The organism is Bacillus basilensis (genome assembly GCF_050630465.1).
Taxonomy (GTDB): Bacteria; Bacillota; Bacilli; order Bacillales; family Bacillaceae_G; genus Bacillus_A; species Bacillus_A basilensis.
Window position 1 is genome coordinate 56,376 of sequence record NZ_JBNTQO010000003.1, and the last position, 18,581, is coordinate 74,956.

An 18,581-nucleotide genomic window follows, 5' to 3' on the forward strand; every position below is an offset into this window, starting at 1 on the left:
GGAAAAGGATTATGATGAAACATGTTTTTCAAAAAGGGAAAGATACTTCAAAACCAGTGTTGTTATTACTTCATGGTACAGGTGGTAATGAATTAGATTTATTACCACTTGCAGAAATAATTGACCCGGAAGCTTCGGTATTAAGTGTCCGTGGAAATGTGTTAGAGAATGGGATGCCGCGTTTCTTCCGCCGATTAGCAGAAGGTATTTTTGATGAAGAGGATCTTATTTTCCGTACGAAGGAATTAAATGAATTTTTAAATGAAGCTGCAAAAACATATGAATTTGATAGAAATAACATTGTTGCTATCGGTTATTCAAATGGAGCAAACATTGCGGCAAGCTTATTATTCCATTATGAAAATGCGTTAAAAGGTGCTGTGCTTCATCACCCAATGGTGCCTAGAAGAGGAACACAATTACCTAATTTAGCTGAGAAATCCGTGTTTATTGCGGCGGGGACAAATGACCCGATTTGTTCACCTGCTGAGTCAGAGGAACTGAAGACGTTATTAGAAAGTGCAAATGCAAACGTAACAATGCACTGGGAAAATAGAGGACATCAATTAACGATGGGTGAAGTAGAAAAAGCAAAAGAGTGGTATGAGAAAACAGTTCTATAAGTACAAAAAATAAAAGAAGCATCTGCTATTCGTTAGCAGATGCTTCTTTTATTTTTTAAGACTAGATTGTAAGGTGAGATGAAGAAAGTGGTAGCTGAATATCAACGATCGTACCTTTATTTAATTCACTTGAAATGTGTAATTTACCATGATGTTCTTCAATTATTTTGTAACACATCATTAATCCTAGCCCTGTACCTTTTTCTTTTAAACTATAAAAAGGTTCGCCTAGACGGGAGATACGATCTTCTGGAATGCCGCAACCTTCATCGATAATCCGTATTAAGATGAAAGTATCCTCTAATGGTTTTGTTTGGATGAAAATATTTCCGCCATTTGGCATCGCTTCTATCGCATTTTTTAATATGTTTATAAAAACTTGTTTTAATTGGTTACCATCACATTGAATATCATATACGTAATCGAAATGGTCCATAATGATATGAACGCTATGCATAATAGCAGTTGGTAAAATAAATGTAACTACTTCTTCAATTAAAGTTTGTATGTTGCACGTTTGAATAGATAATACTTGTGGTTTGGACATCGCCATAAATTGACTTGTGATAGATTCCATTTGTGAAATTTCACTTAACATAACATCGATATACCATTTCTGCTCCTCATTTATTTCAGGGAGTAGCAATGTAAGAAAACCTTTTAGAGAAGTAAGTGGATTTCTAATTTCATGGGCAATTCCAGCTGTCAGTTGTCCGACTACTGCGAGCTTTTCAGATTTTCGTAATAACTTTTCAGTTTCTTTTAACTCAGTAACATCTCTTCCCATCACGATAAGACCTTTGCGAGAACCATCAGGATGATAAAGTGGAACTTTCGATATACTTAAGATTAGATCGAAATCATCTCTATGTATAATAAATTCCTCACCATGAAGAATTTGTCTTTGTTGCCATGCTAGTTCATCGACTTCTTCACAATGTAAAAAAGCTTCTCGGTACGCTTCATTATATTGAATGAGTTCGCTATCTTTTTTCCCGTGGTAAGGTACATGATGGAAATTGAAGCAAGAAAGCGCGTAGTCATTTGCCTCAAGCCAGCGCCCTTCATGATCCTTAAATATAACAAACGCAGGCATGGAGTTCACTAATGTACGCAATCTCTGTTCACTCTCTTTAAGCATTTTCTCAATTCTTTCTGATTTTTCAAGAGGCTTCATAATGGCATACACGCCTGTTAGACATTTTCTTGAAAAAATAGGAACTAATTTTGTTACGACATCTAATAAATATCCGTCTTTGTGATAAATAGATACGATATACTCTTGTTGATTGTCGGCTTTAGTTTGTTTTATATATTGTAATACTTGCTCAGAAATATGTGCTTCTAGAATAGAGGTAATGTTTTTTCGCTCTAATTCTAAAGAAGTGTAACCTAGTATTCTTTCGGCAGAAGGATTAGTGTGTATAATCATTCCCTCTAAATTTAATGAAATAATACTATCAGGATTATGTTCGAACAGAGATGCGTACATTTCTGCTAAAGAACGATCTTGTATATGGTTTCGCAAACGTCCTGAAATATTTGGATGACGTTTTTTTTGAGTAGATGAATATTTTTTCCGACTCATATTATTTCCTCCGTACAAATAGCATCTAAAAAGAGTTGTCTATTAATAACTATAATATAGATGTAATGTGTATTGCTATAAAAAATGGAAGTTATAGAATGAATTTTGTTTTTTTTATTTTTTGTAAAGTGAATGTAGGGTGGTAATAAGGGGAGCTTATATTGTTTTATAAACCTTTTGTAAGTTACAGGATTAGGTTTTCCTTATAAAATTAGGATAGAGGAGGGGGAGAGAGAATGAAAAATTATATTCAAGGGATTGATCATGTGCAAGTAGCTGCGCCTGTAGGGTGTGAAGAAGAAGCACGAGAATTTTATGGTGAAAAAATAGGTATGAAGGAAATACCGAAGCCAGAGGAATTAAAGAAGCGTGGTGGGTGCTGGTTTAAGTGTGGAAATCAAGAGATTCATATCGGAGTTGAGCAAAACTTTAATCCAGCTAAAAAGGCGCACCCAGCTTTTTATGTTTTAAAAATTGATGAATTTAAACAAGAGTTAATAAAGCAAGGTATTGAAGTAATAGATGATCATGCACGACCAGATGTAACTAGATTTTACGTGTCAGATCCGTTCGGAAATCGAATTGAATTTATGGAAAATAAAAACTAGGTGGAAATCCACCTAGTTTTTTAACCTTTTCTAAACAATCCTAATACTTCAACCGTTTCGGTAATGTTAACGAATGCATGAGGATCAATTTCAGAAATTGTTAATTTCATGCTTGCTAATTCTTCACGAGAAACGACTGTCATAAGTACACGTTTTTTTTCGCTGGAATAAGCACCTTCGCCATCAAGTAATGTAATTCCACGTACAACAGTTGAAAGAAGTTGTTTTTTCATTTTTTCTGCTTCATTTGTTACAATCATAAGTGTAACCTTTCGATGTTTCGTATGAATAGCATCGATGACTTTACCAGTCACATAAATGGAAAGTAAGCTTGTAAGAGCAACATCCCAAGTGAAGAAAAATCCTGCAATTATTACAACAACTGCATTTAAAATAATAAGGAATCCGCCAAGTTTAATGTCTCTTTTGCGAGATAATAACATACCGATAATATCGAAACCACCAGTTGATCCATTACAGTTAAAAACAAGACCGATACCAGCTCCGGCAATGACACCACCAAAGATAGATGATAAAAGTGGATCTGTTGCTACGACTTTCACGGGAACGTAGTATAATGCAACAGATAATACAATAACAGAGACCATTGTGTTGAAAATTACTTTTTTTCCAAGACCTATGTACCCTAAAATAAGGATAGGTAAGTTTAATACAAAGTTAATAATACCTGTGTTTACAGGAGTTACAATCCCTAAAATAATAGCAATTCCGCCAATTCCACTACTTAAAATTTTGTGGGGGATAAGGAAAAGATTAAAGGCAATCGCAATAATAATAGAACCAATAATAACACCAAGAAATCTGACCATCTCTTTCCCGTCCTTCACTAAAAAATTCATATTATTTCAAGATTATATATGATATTGAAAGTTTTGGGTAAAAACAGTTTATTTCGGAAAAATAGATTAATCGAAATAATTTGAATAATTTATCTTTTGAAAGGGGATACAGTTGTGAAGATAAAAACATATCAACAAAAAAGCCCGTTGAAGCAAGAATGTGAGGATTCTTACTTTTGTAATGAAGAAAATAAGATTTATGGTGTATGTGATGGTGCAACACCACTTGTCCCGTTTCGTGATGAAAAAGGACATAATGGAGCATACATCGCTTCACATTTATTTGCAAGTTATTTTGCTTCATTACGTGAAAATCATAGTTTACAAGTTGCAGTTACCAAAGCAAATGAAGCATTGCAAAGCAAAATGTTAGAATATAAAGTAGATACGAGAAAAAAAGAGCATTTATGGTGTACATGTATTGCGGCAGTTAAAATAGATGGTGAAAAAATTGAATACGCACAATTAGGGGACTGTATGATTGTCGCAATACTTCAAAATGGAACGATGCAAGTATTAACGAAAGACACAGTTGAAGGGATTAGTAAACGAGCAAAAAAGAAGAGAGAAGAAGATCGTAAAAAAGGGTTATCTGTACCAGAAGAATATGTTTTTCAAGATGTGCGAGAACAGTTAAAATATAATCGTTATCTTGCAAATATGCAGGGGGGGTATTCCGTTGCAAATGGAATGAAAGAAGCGATACATTATTTACAGCATGGTGAATTACATATAGATGAAGTGAGCAGGATTTTTATTTGTTCAGACGGATTATTTCACCCAGATTGGCCACTCGAACAAACTGTTGCATATATAAGAAAGAATAGTATAAGTGAATATGTAGCAATTATCGAAGAGCTAGAAGTGGAAAAGAGAATAAGACCAGATGATAAAACAATAATAATGATTGATTTTTAAGAGGAGGCAATTCATATGGAAATTGAATGTGCAAATCTAGCATTTAAAGACGAATTAGTTCCTTTAGAAAAAGTAAATAAACTAATTATCCACCATACATCCGAAGATGGATGGGATGTGTATCAAACACATGAATTTCATCAAAAAGTAAAAGGATGGAGCGGGATCGGTTACAATTATTTTATTGAAGAAGATGGAACTGTAGTCGAAGGGCGAGGTTTACATATTGGAGCGCATGCGAAAGATCATAATAGAGATACAATTGGAATATGTATGACGGGTAATTTTGATAAATATGATCCAACTACCGCACAAATGAATGCATTATATTCTTTATGTAAAATGTTTATGAAGCAGTTTTCTATAGAGAAAGGAAATGTACTTGGTCATAGGGAGCTAGAAGGTGTTACAAAAACTTGTCCTGGAAATCGCTTTTCTATGGTAGAGTTAAGAAACTTACTATCTTAAATATAGAGGAGTAATAAATGATGATGAATATAAAAATACCAAATGATAAAAAAGAAGAGCTTGTAGCACAAATTCAGCAATTTTTCGTTGAAGAAGATTTAGATGAAATTGGGCGTTTTCAAGCAGAACGTTTAATAGAAGAAATGATTAAATTAGTAGGACCTTTTGCATACAATCAAGCAATTGGAGATGCTAGAAAGCTTGTAACAGAGAAACTATCTAATATTGAAGAAGATTTGTATGTGTTAGAGAAGAGTGAAGGGAAGTAAACTTCCGTCAATTATAAAATAAGTGTTATTTCACGGCTTTTTCCGATGTTTTATTTGGAAAAGGCCGTGAAATTTTTTCATTGTCAGCAGGAAAATAATGAAACTTATTCCCCTATCTCGTACTCCATTCTTTTGCCATTTCATCATGATATGCTTCTGTCCAATGATATGGTTGCAACTCTTTTAAAGGTTTAAAAATAATATCTTGTTTAGCATTTGTAATCGCACACTGTACTTCTGGTCCCCAGTAAAATAAACGTTCTTGGCATACACCACAAGGTGAGAGTACCTTTAATTCAGAATGCTCATTTTCTCTTGCAAGACAAATAGAATGTGTAACTTTCTTTTGAAATTTATGAGCTTCTAAAATTGCACCTGTTTCCATACAAAGTTCTGTTGAAGCATTTATTACGTCCGGAGCAACACTTGTATAAATTGTTCCATCTTCTACACGAATCGCTGCGGCTCCACCCCAATCGTTTGGATATCTTTGTTCAATTAACTGTTTCACCACATCATATAATTGTTGCTCAATATTCAATTTCTTTTCCTCATTTCTGCCCAAATTCAGGTTTATTATTTCGAAATATTCTTTCTTTTATCATAATAACATAAACAAAAAAATGGAATGAACATTTAATTTCAAACCATCTTTTTTCCAAAAAGAACGCTAGAATTAAAAAAAACGTTATTCTTTCTTAACGAGCTAGATGAGAAGGAATAACGTTTTTTAGATTGAGATTAAAAATATATTATCTTAATTTTATCTTTTTTTAATAATTTATTTATGGGCAATTTATAGTTGCTATTTATAATTCCTATATATAGCAGCTATGGATACTATGAAAAAGAACTTTGGAGGTGTAACACTTTGTATCCAATTAGCTGTAATGAAAATTTAAAACATGAATTGCTCACATAGAGTCTTCTTTTGGAAGAAAAGTGGTGTAATTCTTTGTTAAATGAAGGAAGGGATTGGAAAGCTATGAATAAAACAATTTTAAAAACATGTATCATATCAGCAGTTCTAGGTGGAGTTCTATTAACTGAAAAAAATGGAGAAGTGAAAGCAGAAGCGATTACACCACAAACGAATCATACTGGTGTATTCAAAGATGTTCCACAGGGGCACTGGGCATATGAGGCGATTCAGCAATTAACAGATGAGAAAATCATTTTTGGCTATGATGATGGGAGATTTGGTTTTGGAGATAACGTGACACGCGAACAAGTTGCAGCTTTACTATATCGTTATTTTAATTTGGCAGAAGACAAAAATTATGAGAATCCATATGGAGATGTAAGTGAAGAGTCGACAAGCTATAAAAAGGAAATCTTGTCTTTAACAGAAATGGGCGTTTTTAAGGGTGACGAGCATGGGAACTTTAGACCGAAGGCATCCTTAACACGTGCAGAAATGGCACAGGTTCTTACAAATGCTTTTCATTTAAAGGCAAAGAGTGATCACACTTTTAATGACGTTTCAACGAACTCATGGGCAAGCAATGCAATTAGTGCTGTTCAAACAAATAATATTGCAAAAGGAGTAGGCGGAGGGAATTTTGCTCCAAATATGGATGTGACGCGTGAACAGTATGCACAATTTTTATACAATGCAATACAAGAAACTGAGCAAACTCAACAAACGAAAGGGCAACTATTAGCTAGCATACTTGGTGAAACAAATTGGCAAGGGACAAAAGTCTATGACAAAGATCATAATGATTTAACGAAAGAAAATCAAAATTTCATTGGGCTTGCAAAGTATGATGCTAAAACAGCAAGGTATGAATTTTTTAATGCAAATACAGGAGAGAGTCGTAATGATAGCGGTACCTTTTTTATAACTAACGATGGAAAGAAAAGAGTACTAATTTCTGAGACGCAAAATTATCAAGCAGTTGTTGAATTAACGCAATTAGATAAAGAGAAATTTACATATAAAAGAATGGGGAAAGATGCAAAAGGGAACGATGTAGAAGTATTTGTTGAACATGTTCCTTATCATAAAAAAGAGCTATCTTTCACGCGACCTGATAAAAATTTAGAGAGCTCGACGGGTAAAATAGTTACGGATGTTGATGGAGATAAAATACTATCTAGTACACTATGGAACGGTACGGTGGTATTAGACGAACAGGGCAATAATGTAACAAAATACAATTCAAACTTAATCAGTCTAGCAAAATATGATAAAAGTACAAATAAATATGAGTTTTTTAATGTGAATACAGGAGAAAGTCGTGGAGACTATGGTTTCTTTGATGTTGTACATGGTAATAAAATAAGAGCTCACGTTTCGTTAGGAAATAATAAATACGGTGCAGTTCTTGAACTTACAGAATTAAATAAAGAGAAATTTACGTATACAAGAATGGGGAAAGATGCGAATGGAAAAGATATAAAAATCTTTGTTGAGCACGAACCATATACAGGAGACCTAAAACCAAATTTCACAAAATAAGATGTAAAAGTAATTTTTGGCTCTAGTAAAGGCATTGTGTTAGAAAATGTTAGTAATGAAAAGTCAGAGTGGTTATATAATTAAAATAGTTGTTTATAGACAAATAGATGCCCGAAGGCATCTATTTGTCGTTTTAAAATGATTTTATGGGTAAATATAAAATGCAAATATCTAGTAACTTACTACTTGCACAACCATACATTTTCGTTCTTTTATTTATTCTCTTTATGCTCTTTATATTCATGAACTTTTTCTTTCACATTACCGACAGTATCTTTAGCAGTGCCTTTCACTTTATCCCATTTTCCTTCAGCTTGTAATTTTTTATTGTCAGTTACTTTCCCGACAACTTCTTTTACTTCACCTTTTACTTTATCGATGGCACCTTCTACTTTTTCTTTTAAACCATGATCATGTTTAGTCATACATTTCTCCTCCTTGTAGTTTGATTAGAATTTTCTTTTCATATTGCAAGTTGAATGATGTATCTAGTAATAGCGTAACAAATCTAGTTTGAATATTCAAATGATTAATAGGGTAGAAAATAAATTGTAATAAAATGTATAAAAGTGTAATAAAAAGAGAAAGAATGTTAATTATATGTTTTTTGCAGTCCATATTGATTTCGTATAAGCGATTTTCATATGGGCACGTTCCATATTATTTTGGCTGCCGCTACCGAACCTTGCTTGTCCAACTATTAAATGACAATTGGATTCAATAGCTGTCTCAATTCGTTTTTGAATTAATGCAGTATGACAGCCTTTACGTTGAAATTCTGGCAAAGTAGCAGAAGCGGCTAATGAGGCAACACCGTTATTTATATAGAGAACTCCTATACTAGCAGGAGTATTTTGAACTTCAGCTATGAAAAAATGCCATCCTAGTTTATTGTAAAGAATTTTGTTATTTTGGCGCACGCCATCTTTTGTAAAGGATGGCATGTTAAAACCACGTACATATATATCTGCAAAAATATCAAACTCATTTTCTTTTAGCTTGCGTACTGAAATGTTAGAAGGAAGAAGAGATGGATCTTCTTTCGGTTTACTATATAAAGCGGTATGGAAGCTATATTGGTAAAATCCTTTTTCAGATAAGTATTGAAATAGTTCAGCTGTACCTTGCGCTGGTGTAATTTCAAAACGGCAAGGAATTTGTAGTGATTGATAATAAGAGATAATCGCATCTATCTCATCTGTATTTGTAAAGGTAACGCCTTTTACTGTATTAAAAGCAGGACCAGCAATTATTTTTGATGAAAAGGCAGTGGCACTCCCGAACTTTTTCATTTGTACTTGCATTGGATTTCCGCTTATTGCTTGTAGTAGCGCTAATCTAGAAGAAAGCATATGTATTTCTGCGTTTTCAATTTCACTTGCTGTATTAAGTGTCAGAATAGTACTCATAAAATTCCCCCGTCATTAAATACATTTCATAGTACATATACGTTTTCTGTTCTAAGATTCCTGTTGAAATGTAAGAGAATTAGAGGTTTTTTGGAAGGGAAATGGAAGTGGATTGTCGAAGGGAGTAGAAACAGATTAAAGGTGGTGCTCTCATGAAACAGAAAGACGTGCAGACATGCTCTAATTGTGGTTCTCATAACATAGGAGAAGGTGAGTTTGTCGGTTATGCACAAATACGGAAAAAGGAGACGATGTTCACATCTTCACCAGTAGATGCTTATATTTGTACAGATTGCGGGAATATCCTTTTATTAAAAGTACGACATTATGAAAAGTTTAAGCAGAAGCCGTTATGAGTATTGAGAAGTAGTTTTATTAGGGGAGTTAATAAGAGTAATATTTTACATATATATGAGTAGGCCTCAGATAAAGAGATGAAAACATATGCTGTACATAGTTCGTTATATGACACATAAAAATATATAGAAGAAATTGTGAGGCAATAGGAGGAAGAAAAAACAGCTCCTCTTGGAATGCTTCATATTAAAAACTCCTTTAAATGAATAAGGGAGTTTTTTTGGTTTCTTATAACAATAATTACCTATAATTGTTATAATTTGGTATTAGGAGAGTTTGTTTTATTAACGTCAAAATCATATAAGGAAAATAGCTAAATCGTATACAAAATCGCTATATAACACAATCGCAACCGTAAGTTGACAAAGTGCAACCGCAGGAAGATAGAGATAAGGGTAATGTTAACATACAATTTAATTAAGAAAACAAAGGGGGACACACATATGGGATTTGGTGAAAAGCTTTTTAAATTAAGAAAGGAAAAGGGTCTTTCTCAAGAAGCGTTAGCCGAGAAATTAAACACAACGAGACAAGCGGTTAGTAAATGGGAAAACGGTCAAGGTTTTCCTGAAACTGAAAAGTTAATAATAATTGGAAATGTATTTGAAGTATCACTCGACTATTTATTAAAAGAAACTGCTGAGCAAAGTAATGAAAATGTAGATGGATATTACGTAAGTCAGGAAATGGCAGAAGGGTATGTAGTGTATGGACAAAAAATTTCTAAATATATAGCGCTAGGATTTAGTTTGCTCATTTTATCTACAATACCGTATTTATTATTTAAAGAAAATGCAACAATGTCGACATTTCTTGTTATTATCATTGCTGTCCTTGGAATTGGAGCGATGATGGTACCTGTAACGATAGAAGAGAGTCGATACAATGTATTGACAAAGGAAGAACTACTATTTGATCAAAACTTTCTAAAAGAATTGACAAAAAGATATGCGACTATTAAGAAGAAGTATGCGGCAGTAATGATTGTTGGATTTTGTTTTATAGCCGCAGGTGCAATACCGTTTTTGTTTGAGAAAAAGCATATCACTTCAGGAGAATTAGTGCAGTATTATCCGTACTGCGTTGTACTTATTGCTATCGGAGTTTATCTTTTTGTTCGTGTGTTAGGAGTATTAGAGGTGTATCGAATTTTAGTAGAAAATAAAGAATATAGTAATCGTTTTATTTTTAAACTGAAAAAGAAAGTGAGAGAAAAAGTGGATAATTTTTAATAGTAGAAAACATATTTTTATGAAAAGTTAAGATAGGAGTGTAATGATGTCAAATCTTCTAGAAATTGAAAATTTAAGTAAATCATTTAGAAACAAAGTTGTTTTAAGAGATGTTTCCTTCAATGTGCCGTCGGGGTCAATTGTTGGATTTATTGGTGACAATGGAGCAGGGAAATCAACAACCTTTAAAACAGTACTAGAATTAATTTCTAAAGATAGTGGTACAGTAAAAATATTTGGTGAAGAAAATATAAATAAAGATACCAAGATTAAGGAAAAGATAGGAGTCGTATTTGATGCTATGAATCTACCGGCTCATCTTACAATAAAGCAATTAAATAAGGTTTTTGAAAAGATGTTTGAATCTTGGGACCAAGATAATTTTTATAGATTAGTAAATACTTTCTCTTTACCTACTAATGAGAAAGTAGGTAAATTCTCGCGTGGGATGTCAATGAAACTAACTATAGCTGTTGCACTGTCACATAATGCCAGATTATTAATCCTAGATGAGGCGACGGGAGGTCTGGATCCTTCATCTAGGGAGGGCGTGTTAGAGGAATTAAAAAGTTTTGTGAGTAAAAGTAACGGTGGTATATTACTTTCTTCTCATATTATGAGTGATGTAGAAAAAGTAGCTAGCCACCTTATCATTATAAAAGATGGAGAAATTTTATTGAACGAAGAAAAAGATAAGGTTTTAGACAGTTACACCATCGTAGATGTTGATGTGGAACAACTAGCTTTAATCAATAAAGATATAGTTGTGGCAAAGAGAGACCATGGTTCTTATTTCAATGTACTCGTATCAGATGTGCATAAATTACCAAGTGGTATTGCTCATAGAACCATCTCGATAGAAGAAATGAGTGTCTTATTAACGAGGAGTGAAAAATAAATGAGAGGTTTATTATTGACGAACTATTATCTAGTGTATCGAACTTTCTTTATGTTCATGGGAATAGCGATATTGGGAGCCGGATTCGTTTTTTATTTTGGTGATGCTTCAATGTACCGTTTAATTGCTACGTTCATTATCTTATTTACTGCGATTCCTGCACTTGAAGTTATTAAATATGAGAGTAAGTCAGGTTATGAAAAATATGTACTTACTTTACCTGTTACTAGAAGTAATATTGTGCAAAGTCACTACTTTTTCTATTTTTCAGTTGTAATTATTGGTACTTTATTATCATATGGCATATTTTATGTACATGGTTTAGTTTCAAATACACCAATTGATGATGGTATATTTAAGAGTGTTTCTTTAGGGACTTTCATCATTCTTAATGCCGGAGCAATAGCCTATCCACTCCTCTATGTTTTTGGAGCAGAAAAATCTGATGCCATTACAATTGGAGGCGCATGTGGGGGGCTTGTTACTTATTTTGGATTACAAAGTGTAATTGGCTATCTAATAGAACAATTTCCAATATCAAATTTAAATTCATCTTTATACGTTTCAATTTTATATACGATATTTGGTGTTATCATATATATCTTTTCTTTTGTTATTTCGGTATTTATATATCGTAAGAAGGAATTTTAGTATATCTTCTCTTAGTATTTTCTGAATTATTTCCAAAGGAATAATTCAGAAAATACAGAAAAATGTCGTAATTATTTGTAGAAGTCTGTTATAATAAACAAAAAATGAAAACGCTTTAAAGGGGGATATAACCAATGATGATGAATGTACCGCTAACAATTAGTTCTATGATAGAAAGAGCAGAAAAACTGTTTTCAAAGAAAGAAATTGTTTCACGGACACATGATACAGTTACGACGTTAACGTATAAGCAGTTAGGTGAAAGGACGAGAAGGCTTTCCAGTGCGTTGAAAAAATTAGGGATTAAAGAAGGCGAGCGTATAGGAACGTTAGCGTGGAATCATCATCGACATGTGGAAGCGTATTTTGCTATTCCTGGTATTGCTTCCGTTTTACACACAATTAATATTCGTTTATCTCCTCAACATATTTCATACATTATTCAGCATGCAGAAGATCGAATTCTACTTATCGATGAAGATCTCGTACCACTCGTTGAAAAAATTCAATCACAATTATCAACTGTACAAGCCTACATTATTATGACAGATAAAGATGAACTTCCAAAAACTATACTTCAGCCTGTATATCATTATGAAAAGCTATTAGAAGAAGGCGATCCAAATTTCCAATTTGTAAAAGATATTGATGAAAATACACCTGCTGGTATGTGTTATACGTCAGCAACTACAGGAAATCCAAAAGGTGTTGTATATACGCATCGTAGTACTGTTTTGCATTGTATGGCACTTGGTTTAGCGGATACAGCTGCCTTATCGGAAAGTGATGCGGCAATGGCGATTGTACCGATGTTCCATGTGAACGCTTGGGGACTTCCTTTCGCAGCTACTTGGTTTGGGTCAAAACAAGTTCTGCCAGGACCAATGTTTACGCCTAAAATTTTATTAGAAATGATCCAATCAGAAAAAGTGACGTTAGCTGCCGGTGTGCCGACAATTTGGCTTGGTGTATTACAAGAATTAGAAAATAATAGTTACGATTTATCTAGTATGACGAGAATATTATGCGGAGGTGCAGCTGCACCGAAAAGCGTTATTAAAGCATTTGAACAGAAACATAATGTTCCTTTCATTCATGCGTATGGGATGACGGAAACAAGTCCACTTGTAACACTTGCACGTTTAAAAAGTTATGAAACGGAATTATCGTATGAAGAGCAATTAGAAATCCGATCAAAACAAGGATATCTTGTACCTGGTGTAGAGATGAAAGTAGTCGGTACAAATGGTGAAGTAAAGTGGGATGGTACGGAGATGGGAGAACTATGTTTACGAGCACCATGGATCGCTGAAAGTTATTATAACGATGAGCGTACTGTTGAAGGTTTTCGTGATGGCTGGTTATATACAGGAGATGTCGTTACGGTTGATGAGGAAGGCTGCGTGAAAATTGTTGACCGTACGAAAGATGTTATTAAAAGCGGTGGAGAATGGATTTCCTCAGTTGACCTTGAAAATGCTTTAATGGCACATGATGCTATATTTGAAGCGGCTGTCGTTGCTGTACCTCATCCGCAGTGGCAAGAGCGACCGGTTGCCTGCGTTGTTCAAAAGAAAAATAGTGCAGTAACAAAAGAAGAAATATATGAGTTTTTAAAACCACAGTTTGCGAAGTGGTGGTTACCAGACGATATTGTATTTATGGAAGAAATACCGAAAACATCTGTTGGGAAGTTTTTAAAACAAGCGCTTCGGAAAGAACTTCAGCATTTGCATGAAGAGAAATAATTGAATTTATATTTGTAAACTGATTATAAAAATAAGTTGACAAAGGATGAGGAGAAAGATAATATAACTCCTATAATATGTTATCCAAAAATCATTTTAAGTTTACAAATAGGAGAAGCAAATATGAATACAAAAAACTTAGTTTTCGTCGCTTTATTTAGTTCTATTATGGGAGTATTAGGGTTAATACCCCCAATTGCTCTTTCTATCACACCAGTTCCAATTACATTACAATCACTTGGTGTTATGCTTGCTGGTGGACTGTTAGGATCACGTCTTGGTGCATTAAGTCAGCTTATTTTCTTACTTATTGTAGGAGTTGGAGCACCATTACTTGCTGGTGGACGAGGTGGTCCAGGTGTATTCGTTGGGCCAAGTGCAGGATACTTACTTGGTTATATCGTTGGAGCGTTTGTCATTGGTTATTTAATTGAGCGTTTACGTGAAGTTTCTATTATAAAAGTATTATGCATTAATATAATTGGTGGTATTTTCGTAGTTTATGTATTTGGTATTACTGTACAAGCTTTCTTAATGGGTGTTTCCGTATGGGAGACGATGAAAGTGAGTGCTGTGTTTTTACCAGGGGATTGTATAAAAGCAATTATTGCAGCAGTTCTTGTAACAAAATTACACCGTTCATTGAAACATATTATTACGCCTGCTCTAAAGAATAGGAAATATACAAATGCGGGATAAGAAAGAGAAGAAACACGTTTATTGCGTGTTTCTTTTTAGTATTTTGGAAAGAAAGGACGTCTCAAATGGGGATTACAAAAGAATATAAAAAGCATGCTTCTTTACAACCGAATAAAATAGCGATAAAGGAATGTGATCGAGTTTTAACATATAAAGAATGGTTTGAGTCAGTGTGTAAAGTAGCAAGCTGGTTGAATGAAAAAGGATCGAAGAATAAAACGATAGCAATCATATTAGAAAATCGTATAGAGTTTTTACAACTATTCGCTGGTGCTGCTATGGCCGGATGGGTTTGTGTGCCACTAGATATAAAGTGGAAACAAGATGAGCTCAAAGAAAGAATTGCAATTAGTAATCCGGATATGATTGTGACAGAGAGATATAAGTTAAATGATCTACCTGGTGAAGAAGGAAGAGTAATTGAAATTGATGAGTGGAAAAGGATGATTGAGAAATATCTTCCTACATATTTCCCTATAGAAAATGTACAAAATGCTCCTTTTTATATGGGATTCACATCAGGATCGACTGGGAAAGCAAAAGCGTTTTTACGTGGGCAACAATCGTGGGTTCATAGTTTCGATTGTAATATACATGACTTTCATATGAAAAAAGAAGATTCTATTTTAATAGCTGGGACGCTCGTTCATTCTCTTTTCTTATATGGCGCAATAAGTGCATTATATGTAGGGCAAACAGTGCACATTATGAGAAAGTTTATTTCAGATCAAGTGCTGGATAAGTTAGAAACGGAACATATTTCAGTCATGTATACAGTTCCGACAATGCTTGAATCTTTATATAAAGAAAATAGAGTAATAGAAAATAAAATGAAAATTATTTCGTCTGGAGCGAAATGGGAAACTGAGGCAAAAGAAAAAATAAAGAATATATTTCCGTATGCAAAAAGATATGAATTTTATGGTGCATCAGAGCTAAGTTTTGTAACAGCACTAGTCGAGGAAGAAAGTAAAAGAAAGCCGAATTCAGTAGGGAAACCTTGTCACAATGTGCAGGTTAGAATATGTAATGAAGCAGGAAAAGAAGTACCGAACGGCGAGATAGGAACTGTTTATGTGAAAAGTGATCAGTTTTTTATGGGATACATAATAGATGGGGTTTTAGCACGGGAGTTGAATGCAGATGGCTGGATGACAGTGCGCGATGTAGGTTATGAAGATGAAGAAGGATTTATTTATATTGTCGGTAGAGAGAAGAATATGATTTTATTTGGAGGAATTAATATTTTCCCAGAAGAAATAGAAAGTGTATTACATGAACATCCAGCTGTTGATGAAATAGTTGTAATTGGTATGGAAGATAGTTACTGGGGTGAAAAACCTGTCGCGATCGTAAAAGGAAGTGCTACGAAGCAACAATTAAAGAGTTTTTGCTTACAACGATTATCTTCGTTTAAAATACCGAAAGAATGGCATTTTACAGATGAAATACCGTATACAAATAGCGGGAAAGTTGCTCGTATTGCAGCAAAAAGTATGATTGGAAATCGGGAGAAAATATATGAATAGGGCGGTTATTGTAGAAGCGAAAAGAACACCTATTGGTAAGATTAATGGGATGTTGAAAGACTATGAAGTTCAGCAATTAGCCGCACCACTGCTTTCATTTCTAGGTAAAGGAATTGAGAAGGAAATAGACGATGTTATATTAGGGAATGTTGTTGGACCAGGAGGGAATGTTGCGAGATTGTCTGCTTTAGAGGCAGGACTTGGCTATCATATTCCTGGTGTAACGATTGACCGGCAATGTGGTGCCGGATTGGAAGCGATTCGCACCGCATGTCATTTCATTCAAGGCGGGGCCGGTAAGTGCTATATCGCCGGAGGAGTAGAGAGTACAAGTACGTCACCTTTTCAAAATAGAGCGCGATTTTCACCTGAAACAATTGGTGATCCTAATATGGGAGTAGCGGCTGAATATGTTGCAGAACGTTATAACATAACGAAAGAAATGCAAGACGAGTACGCTTGCCTTAGTTATAAACGAACACTGCAAGCGTTAGAAAAAGGATATATACATGATGAAATATTGTCTTTTAATGGATTATTAGATGAATCTATAAAGCCAGAAATGAATTATGAACGAATCATTAAAAGAACAAAACCCGCATTTTTACAAAATGGTACAGTAACGGCAGGTAATTCATGCGGTGTAAATGATGGGGCATGTGCCGTTCTTGTCATGGAAGAGGGGCAAGCCAAAAAATTAGGATACAAGCCAGTTCTTCGTTTCGTTCGTAGTGCTGTAGTTGGAGTGAATCCAAACCTTCCGGGAACTGGTCCAATATTTGCAGTGCACAAATTATTAAAAGAAATGAATGTAAAGGTAGAAGACATCGATTATTTTGAAATAAATGAAGCGTTTGCTTCAAAAGTTGTAGCTTGTGCAAAGGAGTTACAAATTCCGTACGAAAAAGTAAATGTAAATGGTGGTGCAATTGCGCTCGGTCATCCGTACGGTGCATCTGGATCTATGCTTGTAACGCGTTTGTTTTATCAAGCGCAAAGAGAGCATATGAAGTATGGAATCGCGACATTAGGAATAGGGGGCGGGATAGGGCTTGCGCTATTATTTGAGAAAGTAGAAGACTAGAAAGGAACTAGTTTTCTACTTTTTGAGGAACATAAACATTGCTACCAGGCTTTGCTTTTATTTCGTTCCAAGTAGCGATAGCATCAGCTTTTGATTTTCCTTTGTTATTTGGATCTTCGAAAAAGTCGCGAGTAAAGCGATTATATTCAAACTGCGCGCTGATCGTTGTTTTATAAGACGGGTCTTTTTTTCGTTCGTTTTCCTCATACCAAAACGTTATTGCGTCTTCATATGTTTTTCCAACATTCTCTTTAAAAAATTTTTGAAGAGCTACTGTAAAACGGAAGTTTGCTCCGATTTTTTCTTTGAAAAAAGCCCGTACATCTTCGCTACAGCGGTGATTTTCAGTAATAACAGTTTGAAGAGAAAGATCTTTATAAGAAAGAGAAATTTTACTCACCTTGTGATAAGAACTGTTTTTTAATACTTTTCCCGTTGTTAAATAATGTGAGATACGCTCGGTTATTTCGATCTTAGAACCACTAGCTGGTAAACCATACTCACGACAAAATGTTTGGAGTTCTGCTTTTAACCAATAATAGCTTTGGAAATCTTCAAGTGATATAGACTTTGTTAAAGATGGACGCATGAATGTAACAACTTCTTTCTTCCATAATTTTCTTTAATTATAAAACATACGTTCTTTTTGTGGAAGGATTTATTTGTAAATTTAATAGGGAGAGGAGATTGTATATGGAAAATGTAATGCAAGTTCGTGTTACGGGAATTTTAATTGAAGTTGAAAAAGTATTGCTAGTAAAGCAAAAAGTTGCTAATCGGAATTGGTCTTTACCGGGGGGAAGGGTAGAGAATGGTGAAACGTTAGAAGAAGCAATGATTCGAGAAATGAGAGAAGAAACAGGATTGGAAGTTAAGATTAAGAAGCTATTATATGTTTGTGATAAACCAGATGCTCTCCCGTCTCTATTACATATTACGTTTTTGCTTGAAAGGATTGAAGGTGAAATTACGCTACCTTCTAACGAGTTTGATCATAATCCAATTCATGATGTGCAAATGGTACCGATTAAAGATTTAAGTCAGTATGGTTTTTCGGAAACTTTTATTTCTCTTATAAGTGAAGGTTTTGTAAATGCAGGGAGTTATCAAGGGTTAAAACGAAATATAGGTCTATAAATATAGTGGAAGGATAGCCGTTAGCTATCCTTCATAAAC

The 18,581-nt window shown here is 34.3% G+C and carries 21 protein-coding genes; 15 read left to right on the forward strand and 6 right to left on the reverse strand.

Annotated elements, in window-relative coordinates; genetic code table 11:
* The first annotated feature begins 11 nt into the window (after positions 1-11).
* On the forward strand, positions 12-623 hold the full coding sequence (locus tag ACQVV1_RS06870; RefSeq protein WP_063221300.1) for an alpha/beta hydrolase: 612 nt from the start codon (positions 12-14) through the stop codon (positions 621-623).
* Between the two features lie 61 nt (positions 624-684).
* Here the strand turns inward: ACQVV1_RS06870 and ACQVV1_RS06875 are convergent, their stop codons facing one another.
* Positions 685-2,211, reverse strand: a complete 1,527-nt coding sequence (locus tag ACQVV1_RS06875) for a BA3702 family sensor histidine kinase (RefSeq protein WP_242255102.1) — start codon at positions 2,209-2,211, stop codon at positions 685-687.
* Between the two features lie 236 nt (positions 2,212-2,447).
* Between ACQVV1_RS06875 and ACQVV1_RS06880 the strand changes: the two genes are divergently transcribed.
* Positions 2,448-2,819 carry a VOC family protein gene (locus tag ACQVV1_RS06880; RefSeq protein WP_242255105.1) on the forward strand — a complete coding sequence of 124 codons (372 nt, stop codon included), beginning with the start codon at positions 2,448-2,450 and terminating at the stop codon, positions 2,817-2,819.
* Positions 2,820-2,839: 20 nt separating this feature from the next.
* Here ACQVV1_RS06880 and ACQVV1_RS06885 read toward each other — a convergent pair whose 3' ends face one another.
* Positions 2,840-3,649 (reverse strand): YitT family protein, encoded by an 810-nt coding sequence (locus ACQVV1_RS06885; protein WP_252209165.1) that lies wholly within the window; start codon positions 3,647-3,649, stop codon positions 2,840-2,842.
* Between the two features lie 126 nt (positions 3,650-3,775).
* On the opposite strand from ACQVV1_RS06885, the gene ACQVV1_RS06890 reads away from it, so the two are divergent.
* The 3 genes from ACQVV1_RS06890 to ACQVV1_RS06900 are packed head-to-tail and all read left to right on the forward strand — an operon-like array spanning position 3,776 to position 5,334.
* Positions 3,776-4,597, forward strand: a complete 822-nt coding sequence (locus ACQVV1_RS06890) for a protein phosphatase 2C domain-containing protein (RefSeq protein WP_242255109.1) — start codon at positions 3,776-3,778, stop codon at positions 4,595-4,597.
* Positions 4,598-4,612: 15 nt separating this feature from the next.
* Positions 4,613-5,065, forward strand: a complete 453-nt coding sequence (locus ACQVV1_RS06895) for a peptidoglycan recognition protein family protein (RefSeq protein WP_242255111.1) — start codon at positions 4,613-4,615, stop codon at positions 5,063-5,065.
* 17 nt (positions 5,066-5,082) lie between these two features.
* Positions 5,083-5,334 (forward strand): DUF2164 domain-containing protein, encoded by a 252-nt coding sequence (locus ACQVV1_RS06900; RefSeq protein ID WP_001983516.1) that lies wholly within the window; start codon positions 5,083-5,085, stop codon positions 5,332-5,334.
* A gap of 112 nt (positions 5,335-5,446) precedes the next feature.
* Here ACQVV1_RS06900 and ACQVV1_RS06905 read toward each other — a convergent pair whose 3' ends face one another.
* On the reverse strand, positions 5,447-5,875 hold the full coding sequence (locus ACQVV1_RS06905; RefSeq protein ID WP_017560432.1) for a cytidine deaminase: 429 nt from the start codon (positions 5,873-5,875) through the stop codon (positions 5,447-5,449).
* A gap of 444 nt (positions 5,876-6,319) precedes the next feature.
* On the opposite strand from ACQVV1_RS06905, the gene ACQVV1_RS06910 reads away from it, so the two are divergent.
* Positions 6,320-7,798: a DUF4822 domain-containing protein gene (locus tag ACQVV1_RS06910; protein WP_431168708.1), complete on the forward strand. Its 1,479-nt coding sequence runs from the start codon at positions 6,320-6,322 to the stop codon at positions 7,796-7,798.
* Positions 7,799-8,010: 212 nt separating this feature from the next.
* On the opposite strand, the gene ACQVV1_RS06915 is transcribed toward ACQVV1_RS06910, so the two are convergent.
* Positions 8,011-8,223 carry a CsbD family protein gene (locus ACQVV1_RS06915; protein WP_000160409.1) on the reverse strand — a complete coding sequence of 71 codons (213 nt, stop codon included), beginning with the start codon at positions 8,221-8,223 and terminating at the stop codon, positions 8,011-8,013.
* A gap of 171 nt (positions 8,224-8,394) precedes the next feature.
* Positions 8,395-9,207 carry a GNAT family N-acetyltransferase gene (locus tag ACQVV1_RS06920; protein ID WP_309259214.1) on the reverse strand — a complete coding sequence of 271 codons (813 nt, stop codon included), beginning with the start codon at positions 9,205-9,207 and terminating at the stop codon, positions 8,395-8,397.
* Between the two features lie 152 nt (positions 9,208-9,359).
* On the opposite strand from ACQVV1_RS06920, the gene ACQVV1_RS06925 reads away from it, so the two are divergent.
* The 8 genes from ACQVV1_RS06925 (at position 9,360) to ACQVV1_RS06960 (ending at position 17,405) form a co-directional block, all read left to right on the forward strand.
* A complete protein-coding gene (locus tag ACQVV1_RS06925; protein ID WP_000810206.1) occupies positions 9,360-9,563 on the forward strand; it encodes a hypothetical protein in 204 nt (67 codons plus the stop codon).
* A gap of 444 nt (positions 9,564-10,007) precedes the next feature.
* A complete protein-coding gene (locus ACQVV1_RS06930; RefSeq protein ID WP_242255116.1) occupies positions 10,008-10,796 on the forward strand; it encodes a helix-turn-helix domain-containing protein in 789 nt (262 codons plus the stop codon).
* 46 nt (positions 10,797-10,842) lie between these two features.
* The gene (locus tag ACQVV1_RS06935) at positions 10,843-11,694 is read left to right on the forward strand and encodes an ABC transporter ATP-binding protein (RefSeq protein WP_242255118.1); all 852 of its coding nucleotides are present in this window, start codon (positions 10,843-10,845) and stop codon (positions 11,692-11,694) included.
* The gene (locus tag ACQVV1_RS06940) at positions 11,695-12,345 is read left to right on the forward strand and encodes an ABC-2 transporter permease (RefSeq protein ID WP_309259213.1); all 651 of its coding nucleotides are present in this window, start codon (positions 11,695-11,697) and stop codon (positions 12,343-12,345) included.
* Positions 12,346-12,479: 134 nt separating this feature from the next.
* A complete protein-coding gene (locus tag ACQVV1_RS06945; RefSeq protein WP_309259212.1) occupies positions 12,480-14,093 on the forward strand; it encodes a long-chain fatty acid--CoA ligase in 1,614 nt (537 codons plus the stop codon).
* 123 nt (positions 14,094-14,216) lie between these two features.
* Positions 14,217-14,792, forward strand: a complete 576-nt coding sequence (locus ACQVV1_RS06950) for a biotin transporter BioY (RefSeq protein ID WP_309259211.1) — start codon at positions 14,217-14,219, stop codon at positions 14,790-14,792.
* A gap of 65 nt (positions 14,793-14,857) precedes the next feature.
* Positions 14,858-16,321, forward strand: coding sequence for an acyl-CoA synthetase (locus ACQVV1_RS06955; protein ID WP_309259210.1), 1,464 nt, complete (start codon positions 14,858-14,860; stop codon positions 16,319-16,321).
* Positions 16,314-17,405, forward strand: coding sequence for an acetyl-CoA C-acyltransferase (locus ACQVV1_RS06960; protein WP_242255125.1), 1,092 nt, complete (start codon positions 16,314-16,316; stop codon positions 17,403-17,405). The genes ACQVV1_RS06955 and ACQVV1_RS06960 overlap by 8 nt, the downstream gene beginning before the upstream one ends.
* A 7-nt stretch (positions 17,406-17,412) precedes the next feature.
* Here the strand turns inward: ACQVV1_RS06960 and ACQVV1_RS06965 are convergent, their stop codons facing one another.
* Positions 17,413-17,994 carry a DUF6434 domain-containing protein gene (locus ACQVV1_RS06965; RefSeq protein WP_242255127.1) on the reverse strand — a complete coding sequence of 194 codons (582 nt, stop codon included), beginning with the start codon at positions 17,992-17,994 and terminating at the stop codon, positions 17,413-17,415.
* A 104-nt stretch (positions 17,995-18,098) separates the two neighbouring features.
* Between ACQVV1_RS06965 and ACQVV1_RS06970 the strand changes: the two genes are divergently transcribed.
* Entirely contained in the window at positions 18,099-18,542 is a 444-nt protein-coding gene (locus tag ACQVV1_RS06970) for an NUDIX hydrolase (RefSeq protein WP_309259209.1), read from the forward strand.
* The last annotated feature ends 39 nt before the right edge of the window (positions 18,543-18,581 follow it).